The organism is Parasphingomonas puruogangriensis (assembly GCF_036663635.1).
In the GTDB taxonomy this organism is placed as follows: domain Bacteria; phylum Pseudomonadota; class Alphaproteobacteria; order Sphingomonadales; family Sphingomonadaceae; genus Sphingomonas.
On sequence record NZ_JAXOJI010000001.1, the window covers coordinates 588,330 to 604,894 of the forward strand.

The 16,565-nt window shown below is 65.9% G+C and carries 16 protein-coding genes; 6 read left to right on the forward strand and 10 right to left on the reverse strand.

Annotation, left to right across the window (positions count from 1 at the left end; translation table 11 throughout):
• Nucleotides 1-124 precede the first annotated feature (124 nt).
• Both U1739_RS03025 and mazG read left to right on the forward strand, forming a co-directional pair.
• Nucleotides 125-1,183, forward strand: coding sequence for a helix-turn-helix domain-containing protein (locus U1739_RS03025; protein WP_332703846.1), 1,059 nt, complete (start codon nucleotides 125-127; stop codon nucleotides 1,181-1,183).
• 168 nt (nucleotides 1,184-1,351) lie between these two features.
• A complete protein-coding gene (gene mazG / locus U1739_RS03030; RefSeq protein WP_332703848.1) occupies nucleotides 1,352-2,104 on the forward strand; it encodes a nucleoside triphosphate pyrophosphohydrolase in 753 nt (250 codons plus the stop codon).
• Between the two features lie 118 nt (nucleotides 2,105-2,222).
• Here the strand turns inward: mazG and hflX are convergent, their stop codons facing one another.
• From hflX to dusB, 7 genes are all read right to left on the reverse strand, one after another.
• Nucleotides 2,223-3,509 carry a GTPase HflX gene (gene hflX, locus U1739_RS03035; RefSeq protein ID WP_332703850.1) on the reverse strand — a complete coding sequence of 429 codons (1,287 nt, stop codon included), beginning with the start codon at nucleotides 3,507-3,509 and terminating at the stop codon, nucleotides 2,223-2,225.
• Complete coding sequence (gene hfq, locus U1739_RS03040) at nucleotides 3,506-3,997, reverse strand: RNA chaperone Hfq (protein ID WP_332703852.1); 492 nt, start codon at nucleotides 3,995-3,997, stop codon at nucleotides 3,506-3,508. The genes hflX and hfq overlap by 4 nt, the downstream gene beginning before the upstream one ends.
• Nucleotides 3,998-4,164: 167 nt before the next feature.
• Complete coding sequence (gene ntrX, locus U1739_RS03045) at nucleotides 4,165-5,538, reverse strand: nitrogen assimilation response regulator NtrX (protein WP_332703854.1); 1,374 nt, start codon at nucleotides 5,536-5,538, stop codon at nucleotides 4,165-4,167.
• Nucleotides 5,539-5,541: 3 nt separating this feature from the next.
• Nucleotides 5,542-7,764, reverse strand: a complete 2,223-nt coding sequence (locus tag U1739_RS03050; RefSeq protein ID WP_332703855.1) for a sensor histidine kinase — start codon at nucleotides 7,762-7,764, stop codon at nucleotides 5,542-5,544.
• Between the two features lie 52 nt (nucleotides 7,765-7,816).
• Nucleotides 7,817-9,265, reverse strand: coding sequence for a nitrogen regulation protein NR(I) (gene ntrC / locus U1739_RS03055; protein WP_332703857.1), 1,449 nt, complete (start codon nucleotides 9,263-9,265; stop codon nucleotides 7,817-7,819).
• Complete coding sequence (locus U1739_RS03060; RefSeq protein WP_332703859.1) at nucleotides 9,265-10,353, reverse strand: two-component system sensor histidine kinase NtrB; 1,089 nt, start codon at nucleotides 10,351-10,353, stop codon at nucleotides 9,265-9,267. The genes ntrC and U1739_RS03060 overlap by 1 nt, the downstream gene beginning before the upstream one ends.
• Nucleotides 10,353-11,354 (reverse strand): tRNA dihydrouridine synthase DusB, encoded by a 1,002-nt coding sequence (dusB, locus tag U1739_RS03065; RefSeq protein WP_332703861.1) that lies wholly within the window; start codon nucleotides 11,352-11,354, stop codon nucleotides 10,353-10,355. Before dusB ends, U1739_RS03060 begins: the two co-directional genes overlap by 1 nt.
• An 83-nt stretch (nucleotides 11,355-11,437) precedes the next feature.
• Between dusB and U1739_RS03070 the strand changes: the two genes are divergently transcribed.
• The 3 genes from U1739_RS03070 to U1739_RS03080 are packed head-to-tail and all read left to right on the forward strand — an operon-like array spanning nucleotide 11,438 to nucleotide 13,691.
• Nucleotides 11,438-12,637 (forward strand): bifunctional 2-C-methyl-D-erythritol 4-phosphate cytidylyltransferase/2-C-methyl-D-erythritol 2,4-cyclodiphosphate synthase, encoded by a 1,200-nt coding sequence (locus tag U1739_RS03070; RefSeq protein WP_332703863.1) that lies wholly within the window; start codon nucleotides 11,438-11,440, stop codon nucleotides 12,635-12,637.
• Nucleotides 12,634-13,176: a hypothetical protein gene (locus tag U1739_RS03075; RefSeq protein ID WP_332703865.1), complete on the forward strand. Its 543-nt coding sequence runs from the start codon at nucleotides 12,634-12,636 to the stop codon at nucleotides 13,174-13,176. The genes U1739_RS03070 and U1739_RS03075 overlap by 4 nt, the downstream gene beginning before the upstream one ends.
• A gap of 2 nt (nucleotides 13,177-13,178) precedes the next feature.
• Nucleotides 13,179-13,691, forward strand: a complete 513-nt coding sequence (locus U1739_RS03080; RefSeq protein WP_332703867.1) for a CinA family protein — start codon at nucleotides 13,179-13,181, stop codon at nucleotides 13,689-13,691.
• Here U1739_RS03080 and U1739_RS03085 read toward each other — a convergent pair.
• Together U1739_RS03085 and lipA are read right to left on the reverse strand one after the other, a co-directional pair.
• Nucleotides 13,640-14,113 (reverse strand): type II toxin-antitoxin system RatA family toxin, encoded by a 474-nt coding sequence (locus tag U1739_RS03085; RefSeq protein ID WP_332703869.1) that lies wholly within the window; start codon nucleotides 14,111-14,113, stop codon nucleotides 13,640-13,642. The two genes, U1739_RS03080 and U1739_RS03085, sit on opposite strands and share 52 nt — an antisense overlap.
• The gene (lipA, locus tag U1739_RS03090; protein WP_332703871.1) at nucleotides 14,113-15,033 is read right to left on the reverse strand and encodes a lipoyl synthase; all 921 of its coding nucleotides are present in this window, start codon (nucleotides 15,031-15,033) and stop codon (nucleotides 14,113-14,115) included. The genes U1739_RS03085 and lipA overlap by 1 nt, the downstream gene beginning before the upstream one ends.
• Nucleotides 15,034-15,088: 55 nt before the next feature.
• On the opposite strand from lipA, the gene U1739_RS03095 reads away from it, so the two are divergent.
• Nucleotides 15,089-15,736: a carbonic anhydrase gene (locus tag U1739_RS03095; RefSeq protein WP_332703873.1), complete on the forward strand. Its 648-nt coding sequence runs from the start codon at nucleotides 15,089-15,091 to the stop codon at nucleotides 15,734-15,736.
• On the opposite strand, the gene U1739_RS03100 is transcribed toward U1739_RS03095, so the two are convergent.
• Complete coding sequence (locus U1739_RS03100; protein WP_332703875.1) at nucleotides 15,733-16,509, reverse strand: polyphosphate kinase 2 family protein; 777 nt, start codon at nucleotides 16,507-16,509, stop codon at nucleotides 15,733-15,735. The two genes, U1739_RS03095 and U1739_RS03100, sit on opposite strands and share 4 nt — an antisense overlap.
• Nucleotides 16,510-16,565 lie beyond the last annotated feature (56 nt).

Consider the following 16,565-nt stretch of genomic DNA (forward strand, 5'->3'; position numbering starts at 1 on the left):
GGGGAATGGCGTCAATGGCCCCGCGAATACTGCGACGAAACCGCCGGGAAATGATACGAATTGTATGGCTTGGTCCCCCTGCGCGACGCTAGTGGTGACCAAACGGCCGTAGGAAGGATGTCTGATGGAGGAAACGGGCAGGCTTGCGGTTACCGTGCCCAATTTCCAGGTCGCCAGCGCCGATGTTGGCGGCGCGGCGGCGTTCGACGCCTTTGCCGCTTCCGTCGCGGATGTCTTCGCGCTCGCGCTGGTCGGCGAAATGGCTGTTACGGAGTATCAACTGACGCTGTCCGCCTGGCATCTTGGCACGCTGATGATCGGCGATTTCCGGTCCAGTGCGCTGGCCTTCGATCGGTCGGGCGCGCTGACCGCCGCCGGTGGGCTGGATCACCTGCTGATCCAGCTATACGTCGAAGGCGGTTTCACCGGGACGGCCGACGACCGTAAGCTTGAGGTGCGGGCCGGTGATATCGTGGTGTTCGATCTCACGCGCATGCTCTCGACCGTGACGACACCTTTCCGCAACATCTCGCTGCTGGTGCCGCGCACGTCGTTCGAAGATGCGCTGGAAGAAGTGGATTGTCTCCATGGCATGATCCTGCATCACGAGACTCCGCTCGGCGGGTTGCTGGCCAATTATCTCGAATCTTTGGTCGCGCGACTGCCGCAGTTGACGCCGGCCGACGCGATCGTGTCCGCCAATGCCACGGTAGGACTGGCGGTGACCGTTTTGGCGGCGCACGCGCCCCGCGGGTTGGCGAGCGCCAGTGCGGTCCGCTCGCCATTCCGCAAAATCGCGTTGCACATCGATGCGAATTTGCACGACGCGCGCTTGAATGCCGAATCGATCGCGCCGATCGTGGGCATGTCGCGGGCGTCGCTCTATCGCCTGTTCGAGCCGGTGGGCGGGGTCGCGCAATATATCCGGCGCCGCCGCTTGATCCGAGCGGCATTGGCATTGGCTACCCACACGGATCGACCGCGTCGGATCGGGGAAATCGCGTTCGAACACGGCTTCACCAGCGAGGCGACCTTCGCGCGCGCCTTCAACCAGGCGTTCGGCATATCGCCGACCATCGCCCGATCCCGCGCGTCGATCCTGCTCACTGCCCCAGCTATCGATTCCAGCGGACGAGTTGACCACCGGGTGTTCGCGGACTGGATGCGTACCCTGCAGGCGTGATTTACCGGCGTTACCCCTATCGGTGCGTTGCGGCGGCTCAGTACGCCACAGATCGCCACAGTCGGTCACGCGGCTGGTGTTTTCAGGGCGCAACCGGCGATGTGGTTTCGATGGCCCCGCCCGGCCGCCGCTGCTAGCCGCTACCTGGTGCTAACCGATGGAAATAACATGCAGCCTCAATCCCCCATCGACCGGCTCGTCCAGATCATGGCGCGGCTGCGCGATCCCGTCAGCGGCTGCGCCTGGGATAGCGTGCAGAATTTCGCTTCGATCGCGCCGTACACCATCGAAGAAGCCTATGAAGTGGCCGACGCGATCCAGCGCAACGACATGCCCGATCTCAAGGACGAACTTGGCGATCTGTTGCTGCAAGTGATCTTCCACAGCCGCATCGCCGAGGAAGCAGGGCATTTCGCGCTGGCCGATGTGGCGGCTGCGATCAGCGACAAGATGGAGCGCCGCCACCCGCATATCTTCGGCGACGCGGCCGAGGGCGGTCATTCTCTGTGGGAACAGATCAAGGCCGAGGAGCGCGCCGGCAAAGGTGCCAGCGGCGCGCTGGACGGCGTGGCGATCGGCCTGCCCGCTTTGCTGCGCGCGGAAAAGCTGCAGAAGCGGGCAGCGCGGACCGGGTTCGATTGGCCCGACGCGGCGGGGCCGCGGGCGAAAGTGATCGAGGAGATGGCCGAGATCGATGCGGCCTCCGCGGCCGAGCGCGAAGGCGAGGTCGGCGATCTGCTGTTCTCGGTGGTCAATTGGGCGCGGCATCTGGGGGTCGATCCGGAAGCGGCGCTGCGTACGGCCAATGCCAAGTTCGAGGCGCGCTTCAAGGCGATGGAGGCCGATGCTGGCGATGCCTTTGTGGGGCTCGATCTGGACGCCAAAGAGGCGTTGTGGCGGGCGGCGAAGGCCAAGGAATAGGCGCTACATCGTCACCCCAGCGCAAGCTGGGGTCTCATGCGGCTCTGTTCTGCGCTATCCGCTTGAGATCCCAGCTTGCGCTGGGATGACGGGTTTGGGAGGTATCGCCTCCCTATTCCTAGCGCTGCCCGAAGCGTTCGAAATCGCGCGGCGCCATGCGCACGTCGTAGCTGGCGCGATCGCCTTCGACGTCTTGCCCCAGCACTTCGCCATGCGCGTGCAGCCAGGCGGCGGCCGCGCCATCGCCGGCGTCGAGCTCGATATGATAATCGCGATGGCCCTCGGTGACCATCTTGGCGATCGTCTCGAGCAGGCCCGGCACCCCTTCCCCGCCCAGCGCGGAAATCGCCACGACATCGTCGCGCCGCGCGGCTTCGCCGAGCAATTGGGCGCGGTCTTCCTCGGCCAACAGGTCGAGCTTGTTCCACGCCTCGATCCGGGGCGTGGTTTCATCCACGCCGATATCGCGCAGCACCGCCTCGACATCGTCGCGTTGCGCCATCGTATCGGGATGGGCGATATCGCGGACGTGGATCAGCAGATCGGCCGATACGACTTCTTCGAGCGTGGCCTTGAACGCGGCGACCAATTGCGTCGGCAGTTCGGAGACGAAGCCGACCGTGTCGGACAGGATGACCTTGTCGATCCCCGGCAGGCTGATCTGCCGGAGCGTCGGATCGAGCGTGGCGAACAGCAGGTCCTCGGCCATCACCTCGGCCCCGGTCAGGCGGTTGAACAAGGTCGATTTGCCGGCATTGGTGTAGCCGACGAGCGCGATCACGGGCCATGGCGCACGCTGCCGCCGATCGCGGTGCAACCCGCGCGTGCGGCTGACCTTTTCGAGTTCCTTCTTGAGCCCGGCCATGCGGTCACGGATCAAGCGCCGATCGGCTTCGATCTGCGTTTCGCCCGGGCCGCCGAGAAAGCCGAAGCCACCGCGCTGGCGTTCAAGGTGGGTCCAGCTGCGCACCAGGCGGCCGGCCTGGTAATCGAGATGTGCGAGTTCAACCTGCAGGCGACCCTCGGCGGTGGCGGCGCGCTCGCCGAAGATTTCCAGGATCAGCCCGGTGCGATCGATCACCTTGGCCTTCAGCGCCTTTTCGAGATTGCGCTGCTGCACCGGTGTCAGCGCGGCATCGAACACGACGAGGTCGGCCTCTTCCATCGCCACCGTGGCGGCGAGCATCTCGACCTGCCCGCTGCCGAGCAGAGTCGAGGGGCGCCGTTCGCGGATACGGAAGGAGACCTTGTCCGCGACGATCACGCCGATCGCCGCGGCCAGGCCGGCGGTTTCGTCTAGCCGGGCAGCAACGTCTCGCGACGACCCGCCCTGTTCGGGCAACACCACGACGCAGCGTGCGCCGCGGGCAAAATCCTGTGCGTCGCGATCAAATCCAGCGGTCAATCTTCGGCCTCGTCGGTGGGTTCGTCAGCCAGGTTGAGCGGGTGCGCCGGCTGGATGGTGGACACGGCATGCTTGTAGACCAGCTGCGACATGCCATCGCGCTGCAACAGCATGCAGAACAGATCGAACGCCGCAATCTGCCCCTGCAGCATCACGCCGTTGACCAGGAACATGGTGACATTGTCTTCCGACTTGCGCACCGCGTTGAGGAAGATTTCCTGCAGCAACGGCGTGCGCTTCTGCGCCTCGCCGACCGCATTGACGATCGCCGCGACATCCACCGTGCCCGACGGCATGATGGTGGAAATGGCATGTTTGTAGATCAGTTGCGACTGGCCGTCCCGGCGCAGCAACACGGAGAAATTGTCGAACCAGGTAACGATACCCTGGAGCTTGACGCCCTTGACGAGAAACATCGTCACCGGGGTCTTGGAGCGCCGAAGCGCGTTCAGGAACAGGTCCTGGAGGGAAGTCTGCTTGTCGGCCATCGGCGCGATCCTTGTTATTGGCGGGGAGTTTCCCCGCATTGCGCCGGTTCCGGCGTCGAGCGCGCGGTTGAGCTACCGCGCCATCCCAATCTAGGGATTGGGCGGGCCAACGTCCACTGTTCGATGGAGATTGATTGCCCCGGCGCGGCGCTGCCGCACCGGGCGGCTTACTCGTCGCGGGTTTCGGTGATGCCGAGCAGCTTGAGTTTGCGGTGCAGCGCCGAGCGCTCCATGCCGATGAAATGCGCGGTGCGCGAGATGTTGCCGGAGAAGCGGCGGATCTGCACGCGGAGATATTCGCGTTCGAACGTTTCGCGCGCCTCGCGCAACGGGCTGCCCATGATGGCCGAACTGCCCGCCCCCATCTCGCCGGGTTCGCCCAACACTTCGGCGGGGAGCAGGTCGATCTCGATCCGCCCGATGCGGTCGCCCGGCGCCATGATGATGGTGCGCTCGACCACGTTGCGCAGCTGGCGGACATTGCCCGGCCATTCGTAGCTCTGCAGCGCGACCATCGCGTCGGAGGCGATCTCCGGCGTCGGCACGCGGCGTTCATTGGCGTAATGCGCCATGAAGTGATGCACCAAGGGCGGAATATCCTCGCGCCGCTCGCTGAGATTGGGAATCAGCACGGGCACGACGTTGAGCCGGTAATACAAATCCTCGCGGAAGCGGCCCTCGGCAATCTCATGGACCAGATCGCGCGCGGTAGCTGAGACGACGCGGACATCGACCTTGACCACACGCTGGCCGCCGACCCGCGTAAAGCTCTGATCGGTCAGCACGCGCAGGATGCGGCCCTGCGTGGCGATCGGCATGTCGGCAATCTCGTCGAGGAACAGCGTCCCCGTATGCGCCTGTTCGAGCATGCCGGGGCGGACCAGATCGCCGCTTTCCTCGACCCCGAACAATTCCTCTTCGACACGCTCCGGCGTCATGTTTGCCGCGCTGACGATGATGAACGGCGCATCGGCGCGCTGGCTCCAGCCGTGCAGCAGGCGCGCGGCGACTTCCTTGCCGACCCCTGCCCCGCCCATCACCAGCACCCGGCTGCCGGTTGCGGCGACGCGCTTCAGTGTCGCGCGCACGCCGTTGATCGCGGTCGAATTGCCGGTCAGATCGGTATCGCGACCGACGCTGGCGCGCAGGCTCGCGACCTCGCGGCGCAAGGCCTCGGTCTCGGTGGCGCGTGCGACCATCAGCAGCAGGCGTTCGGCTTCGAACGGCTTTTCGATGAAATCGACCGCACCGCGGCGGATTGCCGCCACCGCGGTATCGAGATTGCCATGGCCGGAAATGACCAGCACCGGGATCGAGGGATCGCGGCGCTTGAGCTCGTCGAGCAGATCGAGCCCGTCGAGCTTGGAATTCTTGAGCCACACGTCGAGCAGCACCAAGGACGGGCGCCGGGCAGCGATCGCCTCCAGCGCGGCATCGCTGTCCGCCGCGGTGCGCGTGGCATAGCCTTCGTCTTCGAGCACGCCCGAAACGAGCTCCCGAATATCGCGTTCGTCGTCAACGACGAGGATGTCGAGCGCCATGATTTATGTCCGTGTTCTGGTGAGTTCGGTGGGGAGCCGGTCGTTCTTGCTGTCGATCGTATCGTCGTCGCCCGCATCCATGCGGGCCAGCGCCGCCGCGTCGAAGCGCATCGTCACGATCGTGCCCCCGCCCGGGCGATCGCCAAACGCCATGGTGCCGCAATGCTCCTCGACGATCTTGTTGACGATCGCCAAGCCCAGCCCGGTGCCCCGCGCGCGCGTCGTCATATAGGGTTCGGCGATGCGGTCGCGCGCGGCGGGCAAGCCTACGCCATTGTCGGCGACCTCGAGTACGATCGACTTGGCGGGATCGCCGCTGATGGTCATCGCGACTTCGCCGGCATTGCCCTCACCCTGCGCCTCGATCGCCTCGACCGCATTCTTGATGATGTTGGTCAGCGCCTGGCCGATCTGGCGCCGATCGCAGACCAGATCGACGCTGGCCGGCGTGCTGACCAGCGAGAAGGTCACGCCGGGATGCGCGACCTCGTGCAGGAACAACGACTGGCGGGCGATATCGACCAGCGACTCATGCTTGAACAGCGGCTTGGGCATGCGCGCGAAGGACGAGAATTCATCGACCATGCGGCGGAGATCGCCGACCTGGCGCACGATCGTCTCGGTCAGCCGGCCGAACGTGCCGTCATCATTCTCGATCTGCTTGCCATAGCGGCGCTGCAGCCGTTCGGCGGCAAGCTGGATCGGAGTCAGCGGATTCTTGATCTCGTGGGCGATGCGCCGCGCGACATCCGACCAGGCGGCGCGGCGCTGATCGAGCAATTGCTGGGTGATATCGTCAAACGTCAGGATCGGCCCAGCTTCCGCGCGGGCGATGCGCACGGCCAGCGTGCGCGCTTCGCCCTGCGCATCGACTTCCACGATCGCGTCGCGCTGGTCGGTGCCGATCAGGGCAGCGAGTTCGGGCGCGATGTCGGCGAGCAGGCGTCCCACCGGGCTGTCCGTGCCGGTCTTCAGGAGATCGGTGGCCGAGCGGTTGATCAGCCGGATCGTGCCGTCGCGCCCGGTGGCCACCACGCCGGCGCTGACCCCCGACATCACCGCCTCGATCAGCGCGCGGCGCGTTTCCAGTGCGCCGGTCTGTTCTTCCAGCTGGCGAGTCATCTGGTTGAACGCATCGGCCAACACGCCGACCTCGTCGCGCGTCTTGGGCGACGGCACGCGTGCGGTGAGATCGCCGCCCGCCACGGCGCGCGCCGCACCGACCAGTTCGCCGACCGGCCTAACGAGGCGATCGGCTACCTCCAGCGCGATCCACACAGCCACACCTACGATGAATAAGGACACCAAGAGCAAGGCGGCATTGAAGCGGATCTGCAACGATCGAGATCGTGCGAGCAGATCGCGATAATCGCCCAGCACCGCCTCGGCGCGGTCGGTCTGCGCGGTCATCGTCTTCGAATCGGTCAGCCGTGCGGTGTAGAGATACAGGTCGCTCGCGCCGGGCAGCATCGTCACCGTCTGGATGCGATCGCCCATATCGGTAACCACGCTCTTCTGGGCCTTCAGCGCAGCGATCGTCTTGGGGCTGACCTGTTCGGTCAGGTTGCGCGCATAAGGATTGACCAGCGCCAGCGATTGGATGCCCCGCGTCGGCGAGACGGTGAAGATCGCGCTCTCGTTGAGGTTGCGATAATAGACCTGCCGGCCGAAAAAGTCGGGAAACTGGGGATCCTCAATCGGCCGTTCGCGCAGGAAACCCGAAATATCCTGCGCCATGGCCAGCGTCTCGGTGTTCCAGCGATCGAGCTGCTGCTGATAGGAGACGCGCGCCAGCACGGTGGCATTCTCCAGCATGCCGCGCGCTTTGTCAGAAAACCAGAATTCGACGCCATATTGGAACAGCAAGGAGGCGAATATCGTCACCAGCAGCATCGGCACGGCGGCGACGACGGAGAACAAGGCGACGAGCCGGACATGCAGCCGGCCATTGCCGCCGATCGGCGAGCGTGCCGCGCGCCGCATGGCAATGCGCCGGCCGAGCAGGACGAGCAAGGCGATACCCGGCACCAGGTTCGACACCAGCAACAAGGCCACCACCGGCGGGGTAAGCAGACGCTGCGACGATTGCTCGCCGACGATGACGAAATAGCTGACCGTCGCGATCGCGATCGCGCCGGCGAGCACGAGCAACTCGATAAAGGGCGTCACGCTGAACCGGCGGTTCGTCGTTTGCGGCATGTCCATCGCGGTAGTGTCGGCGATCATCGTGTCCTTGGTACAACAAGAATGTGGCCAATAGAACACAGTTTGTGGCGGCCTACCCCGATATCGGCTCGCTCGACCGCCCGGTGGCCGGATCAATGCCCAGCGTATCCAGTCGTTTGCGCAAGGTATTGCGGTTGATGCCAAGGGCGCGGGCGGCGCGCAACTGGTTCTGCCCGTGGCGCGCGAGCATCGCTTCGATCAGCGGGCGCTCGACCTCGCCGATGATGCGATCGTAGAGCGTACCGTCGTCGAACACCGCGGGCTCCTCCCGCGCCATCCGTTCGAGCCGCCCGCGCACTGCCGCCTCGATGCCCGGATCGACCTCGACCGGGCTGGCATTATGATTGCCGAGCATGGCGCGGACTTCGCCGGCATCGATCCGCTCGTCACGCGCCAGCACGGCCATGCGGCGCATGATATTTTCGAGCTCGCGGACATTGCCGGGCCAGTCGTAATGTTCCAACGCGGCGATCGCCTGCGGCTCGAGCTGCTTGCGCGGCAGCCCGCTTTCCGCTGCCTTGTCGAGAAAGTGGCGGGCGAGCAGCGCAATGTCCTGCCGCCGCGCGCGCAAGGCGGGCAGCGCGATCGGCACGACGTTGAGCCGGTAAAACAGATCCTCGCGGAACTGCCCACCGGCGACAAGGCCGCCGAGATCGCGGTTGGTGGCGGCGACGATGCGCACGTCGGCGCGGATCGTGCGCGCGCCGCCGACAGTGGTGAATTCGCCCGATTGCAGCACGCGCAGCAGCCGCGTCTGCGCTTCCATCGGCATGTCGCCGATCTCATCGAGGAACAAGGTGCCGCCCGCCGCCTGCTCGAACCGGCCGGCCGAGCGCGCCTGCGCGCCGGTGAAGGCGCCGCGTTCGTGCCCGAACAGTTCCGCCTCGATCAGTTCGCGCGGGATCGCCGCCATGTTGAGCGCGACGAAGGGCGAGCGCCGGCGCGGCCCCAGATCATGGATGGCCTGGGCGACCAGCTCCTTGCCGGTGCCCGATTCGCCGCAGATCAGCACGGTCAGGTCGTTGGAGACGACGCGGGCGATGATGCGGTACACGTCCTGCATCGCCGGCGAGCGGCCGATCAGCGGCAGCGTGCCCTCGTCCTGATCGACCGAGTCGAGCGGTCCGCTGGCGGTCCGCGCGAGCGCGCCTTGCACCGCACGCGACAGCGCTTCGAGATCGAACGGCTTGGGCAGATAGTCGTACGCGCCGACCTCGGTGGCGCGCACCGCGGTCGACAGTGTGTTCTGCGCCGACAACATGATGACCGGCAGCGACGGGTGTTCGACGATCAACCGTGCGACGCGATCGAGACCGTTGCCGTCGGGCAGGATCACGTCGGAAATGACGACGTCGGGCGTGATCAGTCGCAGCTGCGCGTCGAATTCGGCAAGTGATCCGGTGGTGCTCACCCGATGCCCCTCGCGGCGCAGCGCTTGCGCGACGACGGTGCGAATTGCGGCATCGTCGTCGACGACCAGGATAGTGCCGGTTTTGGTCATCATTCGCCTCGGGGCAGCAGGATGCGGAATACGGTCGCCTCGGGGGATCCTTCCCGCGCATATTGGATGATCCCGCCCATGTCGCGGACCAGCTTGTCGACCAATGCGAGGCCCAGCCCCTCGCCCTCGGGCTTGCCGGAAATGAACGGGTCGAACAGATGATCGGCGATCTCGGCCGGCGCGCCGGGGCCATTGTCGATCACCGCAATCTCGATCGGCAGCGGGCGCCGCGCGCGGCCCGGCGCGGCGCTCACCGCCATGCCGTGGCGATAGGAAGTGGCCAGCGTGATACGGCCATCGGCCTGGCCCGCCAGTGCCTCGCAGGCATTCTTGATCAGGTTGAGGATCACCTGGACCATCGCATCGCGATCGACCAGCACCGGCGGCAGCGACGGATCGAAGCGCTCCTCGATCGGCACGTCGCGGGCAAAGCCGGCCAGCGCGACGCGGCGCACATGATCGAGCATGGGATAGATATTTTCCGGCGCGATGGTCAGCGGCCGCGTGTCGGTGAAATCCTGCATCCGATCGATCAAAGCGGCGATGCGATCGACCTCGGTGACGATCAGCGTCGTCAGCTCCGCCGCCCCCGCGCCGTCGTCCCCCGCGCCTGCTTCCATGCCGAGCAATTGCGCCGCGCCGCGGATGCCGGACAGCGGATTCTTGATCTCGTGCGCCAGCATCGCTGCCGCGCCGACGGCCGCGCGCGCGGCGGAGGCGCGATCGGCGCTATTGCCGAGCCGGCGGGAGGCGGCGGCATGATGCAGCGTGATGGTGCGCCAACCGGGACGATCGGCCACCCCCGCCTCGATGAAATCGGCGCGCACCCGCCCGCCGCGGACCAATTCGATCTCGACATCGAAGGCGGCGAAGCCGTGGCTGTCATGCGCGGTGGCGTCGCGCGGCGAATGCAGGATCGATTCGAGTGACTGGCCGAGCATGGCGCGCTCGGACAGGTTGAGCAGCGCCTCGCACTCGGCATTGGCATGCACCACGCGGTCGGCCGGATCGAGCACCAGAACGGCGACGGGCAAGGCCGCCAGCAGCTCCGAAAAGCTCGGCACGCTGCTCGCCCGGGCAGCCGCCATCAGGCCGCCGCGCGGCTGCGATAGGGCGCGTAGAATTCCGCCAACATGGTCTGCACCAGCTTGGGATCGGGGATCTGGTTGACGCGGTTGCGGAACTCGGCCGAGCCGTGGATGCCGCGCGTGTACCAGCCGATATGCTTGCGCGCCATGTTGACGCCAACCTCATTGCCGTAATGGCTCAGCATCGCCTCATAATGCTCGGCGATGACGTCATATTGTTCGCTAAGATCGGGATCGGGCACGCGTCGCCCGGTGGAGAAATATGCCATCAACTGGCCCAGCAGCCAGGGCCGGCCGTAAGCGCCGCGACCGATCATGATGCCATCCGCGCCGGATTGCTCCAGCGCCGCCTCGGCATCCTCGATGCCGCAAATGTCGCCATTGGCGATCACCGGCAGCTCGACCGCGTCCTTGACCTTGCGGATGAACGCCCAATCGGCCGAGCCCTTGTACATCTGGTTGCGCGTACGGCCGTGCACCGCGATCAGTTTCACGCCCAGATCCTGCGCGATCTTGGCCAGTTCCGGCGCGTTAAGGCTGTCGTGGCACCACCCCATGCGCATTTTCAGCGTGACCGGTACGGTCACGGCATCGACCACGCCGCGGATGATGTTCGCCGCATTGTCGAGGTCGCGCATCAGCGCCGATCCGGCATCGCCATTGGTCACCTTGCGCACCGGGCAGCCCATGTTGATGTCGATGATCGCCGCGCCACGATCCTGGCTAAGCTTGGCCGCCTCGCCCATCTCGTACGGCGTGCACCCGACCAATTGCATCGACACGGGATTTTCGCTGACATGCCACGCCGCTTTCTGGAGCGACTGGCGCGTCTCGCGGATCGCCGCCTGGCTGGCGACCATTTCGGTGACGTTGAGGCCGGAACCGTAACGCCGGACGAGCGTGCGGAACGGCATGTCGGTCACACCGGTCATCGGCGCGAGCACCACGGGGTGGTCGATCCGCACCGGGCCGACCTGGATGGGGGTGAGCTTCTTGATCATGTGCCTGAAAAATGGGCAGTAGCGCCGCGTAGCCAAAATGGCAAGGCTGGCGAGCCGGTGCGGCTTGGGCTAGGCGGTCTGGCATGACGACGCCCCGTACAGCCGCCATCATCGTCGCCGCCGGCACCGGCACGCGCAGCGGCAGTGATGCGCCCAAGCAATTCGCGATGCTGGCTGGCAAGCCGATGATCGCGCACAGCGTCGCGGCGTTGAGCGCGCATCCGGCGATCGAACGCCTGATCGTGGTGATCGGTGCGGGGCAAGAGGCGGCGCTGCGGGGCGCGGTTGGTAACGTGGAATATGTCATCGGCGGCGCGACGCGGCGGCTGTCGGTGCTGGCCGGGCTGGAGGCGCTTGCCACCCCTACCCGTCACCCCGGACCTGTTCCGGGGTCCACCGTGCCGCCGACGGAACTGGTCGAGCGCGTACTGATCCACGATGCCGCCCGCCCCTTCCTGCCGATGGCCGTGATCGATCGCCTGCTTGCCGCGCTGGACGAGCACGAGGGCGCACTCCCCACCCTGCCCGTCGCCGACACGCTGACCAACGCACACGGTGACACGATCGACCGCACCGGCCTGTCGCGCGTGCAGACGCCGCAAGCGTTCCGCTTCGCTTCGATCCTTCGCGCGCATCGCGGGTGGGTCGGGGACGAGCCGACCGACGATGCGCAAATGCTGCGCCGGCTTGGCGGCAGCGTCGCGATGGTCGAAGGAGATGGGATGCTCGACAAGATTACCTACCCCGCCGATTTCGCTGCCGCCGAGGCGCGGCATAGTGCCGGCCTCGTTTCGCGCAGCGCCAGCGGCTTCGACGTCCATCGCCTCGAAGTCGGCGAGGAATTGTGGCTTGGCGGCGTGCTGATCCCGCATGACAAGGGTCTGTCCGGGCATAGCGACGCCGATGTCGCGCTCCATGCGATTACCGACGCACTGCTCGGCACGATCGCCGCCGGCGATATCGGCACGCATTTCCCGCCCAGCGATCCGCAATGGAAGGGCGCCGACTCCGCGCAATTCCTCGACCATGCCGCCAGCCTGGTGCGCGATGCCGGCGGGATCATCGACTTCATCGATCTCACCTTGATGTGCGAGGCGCCCAAGATCGGCCCGCACCGCGAGGCGATGCGCACCCGCATCGCGGCATTATTGCGGCTGTCATCCGCGCAGGTTAGCGTCAAGGCGACGACGACCGAACGGCTCGGCTTTACCGGGCGCGGCGAGGGGATCGCGGCGCAAGCCATGGCGACGATCAGAATAGCGGCCGGGATGCAGGGGGCATGATGCGCAGACGAACGATCGGCACGGCGGCGGCCTTATGGCTGGCGCTGGCGGCCACCGGGGCCCAAGCGGCGACACCGTGCCTGACCGAACCGGAAGCCGAAGGGCTGGTGATCAGCCTGTTGCCCGACATGGTCGAGGCGGTGGGCACGACCTGCGCCCCCAACCTGCCGCCCGAGGCCATGCTGCGCTCGGGGCTCAGTTCGATCGTCACGCGCTATCGCGCCGAGGGACCGGCCGCTTTGCCGCAGGCCAAGAGCGCTTTCGCCAAGCTGATCGGCAACGACATGCAGGGCCTCGATCCGGAACTGATGCGGCCGCTGATCACCGCGATGATCGCGCCGATGCTCGCCAAGGAGATCAAACCGACGGATTGTCCCAGGGTCGAACGCATCGTCACGCTGCTGGCCCCGCTGCCGGCGCGCAATGTCGCAGGGGTCGCCGTATTGTTGTTCACGCTCGGCACCGAGGGCAAGCGCGACAAATCGCCGTTTAAGATCTGCCCTGCCCCCTCGGTCCTCTCCTCGCTGCCAAGGCCATGACGATGGACACCATCCTCCCTACCGAGCTGGTCGAGGCCGCGCGAAAAGTGGTCGAGCGCAACATCGCGCTCGGGCGCCGCATCAGCGTGGCGGAAAGCTGCACCGGCGGGCTGGTGGCCGCCGCGCTGACCGAGATTCCCGGCTCGTCCGACGTGCTCGAGGCAAGCTTCGTGACGTATTCGAACGACGCCAAGCTCGATATCCTCAAGGTCAGCTCGGATGTCGTCGAGACGTTCGGCTCGGTATCGATCGCGGTGGCGTGGAGCATGGCGCAGGGGGCGCTTGAAGTCAGCGGCGCCGATGTTGCGGTGGCGATCACCGGGATTGCCGGGCCGGGTGGCGGGTCCGAGAAGAAACCCGTTGGCACCGTCGTGTTCGCCCGGGCCGAGAAGGGCGCCGATCCGGCCGATATCGTCGCCGACCGCAAGAATTTCGGCGATCTCGGCCGCGGCGGCGTGCGGCTTCAGGCGGCGCTTTGCGCGCTCGAACTGCTGATGCCGCCCGAGGAGGCGTAAAGCACTGCGGCGCGCTCCTCGAACGCGCCGATCATTTTCCGCAGCGCGCTGCCAAACACTTGCCCCGCGAGCATTTCGAACACGCGGTTCTTGAACGCGAAATCGACCGTGAAGTCGACGAAGCAACCGTGCTCGCCATCGGGGCGGAAGGTCCAGTCGTTGCGCAGATATTTGAGCGGCCCATCGATATAATCGACCGACAGATGGCTGGGCCGCTGCTTCTCGACCTTCGAAGTGAACGTCTCGCGCAGGCCCTTGAAGCCGACGATCATGTCGGCGAGCATCTCGGTCTCGCTGTTCGAACGCACGCGGATCGCGGTGACCCAGGGCAGGAATTCGGCATAGCGGCCGACATCGGCGACCAGATCGAACATCTGCTCGCAGCTATAGGGCAACCGGCGGGTTTCGGAATGCTTGGGCATCAGCCGCGCGCGAGCTTCGCCTCGCGGGCCGCGCGCAACCGAGCGAAATCGTCGCCGGCATGATAGCTCGAGCGCGTCAGCGGCGAGGACGCGACCAGCATGAAGCCCTTGGCGCGGGCGATCTGCGCATAGGCATCGAAGGCCTTGGGCGTGACGAAATCGAGCACTTTCGCGTGGCGCGGCGTCGGTTGCAGATACTGGCCGAGCGTGAGGAAATCGACATCGGCGCTGCGCATATCGTCCATCACCTGGTGAACCTCCATCCGCTCCTCGCCCAGACCCATCATCATGCCGGACTTGGTGAAGATCGAGGGATCGTGCCGCTTGACGCTCTCCAGCAGGCGCAGCGAGGCATAGTAACGCGCGCCCGGGCGGATCGTCGGATACAGGCGCGGCACCGTTTCGAGATTGTGATTGTACACGTCCGGGCGCGCTTCGACGATCGACTCGATCGCGGCCTGCGCCTTGTTGCGGAAATCGGGCGTGAGGATCTCGATCGTCGTGCCCGGCGTGGTGGCGCGCAGCGCCTGGATCACACGCACGAACTGCGACGCGCCGCCATCGGGCAGATCGTCGCGATCGACCGAGGTGACGACGATATGCTGGAGCCCCATCTGCGCCGCGGCATCGGCGACGTTCTGCGGCTCCGCGAGGTCGACCGCGCGCGGCATGCCGGTCTTCACGTTGCAGAAGGCGCAGGCGCGGGTGCAGGTGTCGCCCAGGATCATCACCGTGGCGTGCTTCTTGCTCCAGCATTCGCCAATATTGGGGCAAGCCGCTTCCTCGCACACGGTGGTGAGGCTTTTCGAGCGCATCAGATCGCGCGTTGCGGCAAAGCCGGCCGAGGTCGGCGCTTTCACGCGCAGCCAGTCCGGCTTGCGCTGACGGGCAATGGGGGCGAGCGGGGACATCTCGTTCATGGGGTGCATCTAGCGATGGGTTGAAGCCGTTACAACACACGCTAGAACCGCCGGCATGACCGACTTTACCGATCTGCTCGATGGCTATGGCCGTTTCCGCTCCAGTGAATATCGCCGCCATCGCGCTCGGTGGGACGAACTCAGCGAAGGGCAGAGCCCGCGCGTGATGGTGATTGCCTGCTCAGACAGCTGCGTCGATCCGGCGCAGGTGTTTGATACCGTGCCGGGAGAGATCTTCGTGGTGCGCAACGTCGCCAACCTCGTACCCCCGTTCGAAGTGGGCGGGGGGCGCCACGGCGTCTCCGCGGCGCTGGAATTCGCCGTGACGCAGCTCGAAGTGCCCGAGATCGTGGTCATGGGCCACGGCGCCTGTGGCGGCGTCAGCGCGGCCTTGTCGCGCCGCTTCGAGGGCGAAGCGCCGGGCGCGGGCGGCTTTATCGCGCATTGGGTCGACATGCTCGATGAAGCCCGCGACCGCATCATCGCGCAGCATGGCAACGGGCCGGAAGCCGTCCGCGCGCTCGAACTGGAGACGGTACGCGTGTCGATCGCCAATCTACGCAGCTTCCCATTCGTCGCCGAGCGCGAAGCCGCGGGCACGCTGACCTTGCACGGCGCCTATTTCGCCATCGCCGACGGCGTGCTGCACGTAATGGACGAGACGGGCGCGTTCGCTCCGGCCGCGCCCATCGCCGCGGCCTAGCCCTTCTTCAGGGCCTTGCGCGCGAGCTTTTCCAACGCCGGGTCCAGTTCGGGCGGCGCCATATCGACATTGGCTTCGAGTTGATCGGCAATGAAGGTCAGCGCGGCGATCCGCGCGGCTTTCTTGTTGTTGCCGTCGATCACCTGCCACGGCGCCCAGCGCGTGTCGGTGCGCTGAAACATCTCGGCCATCGCCTCGAGATAGAGATCGCGCTTGTCGCGGTTGCGATAATCCTCGGCGCCGGTCTTCCACCGCTTCCACGGGTGATCGAGCCGTTCGAGCAGGCGTGCATCCTGCTCTTCCTGTGTGGTGTGGACGAACAGCTTGATGATGGTCGTGCCCGAATCCGCCTGCTGCGCCTCGAATTCGTTGATCTCGTCATAGCCGCGACGCCACTCGGCTTCCTTGGCATAGCGTTCGACCCGCTCGACCAGCACGCGGCCATACCAGCTGCGATCGAACACGCCGATATTGCCATCCGCCGGCAACCGCTTCCAGAAGCGCCACAGGAAATGCCGCGCCAGTTCCTCGGGATGCGGCGCCTTGATCGGCCAGACCTCGAAATTGCGCGGATCCCAATTGCCGGTCAGGCGCTGGATGATGCCGCCCTTCCCCGCCGCGTCCCAGCCCTCGAACAACACGATGGCGCGCTTCTTGTGGACGATATAGGCGACCTGGATATGCGCGAGCCGCTCCTGGAGCGCCGCGAGATCGTCCGAATAGTCGCCGTCATATTTCTTGCCGGCTTCGTAGTCGGACAGGTTGATCGTCATACTGGCGTCCTTTCATACCCGTCATCCCGGACTTGATCCGAGATCCATCGTGCCGC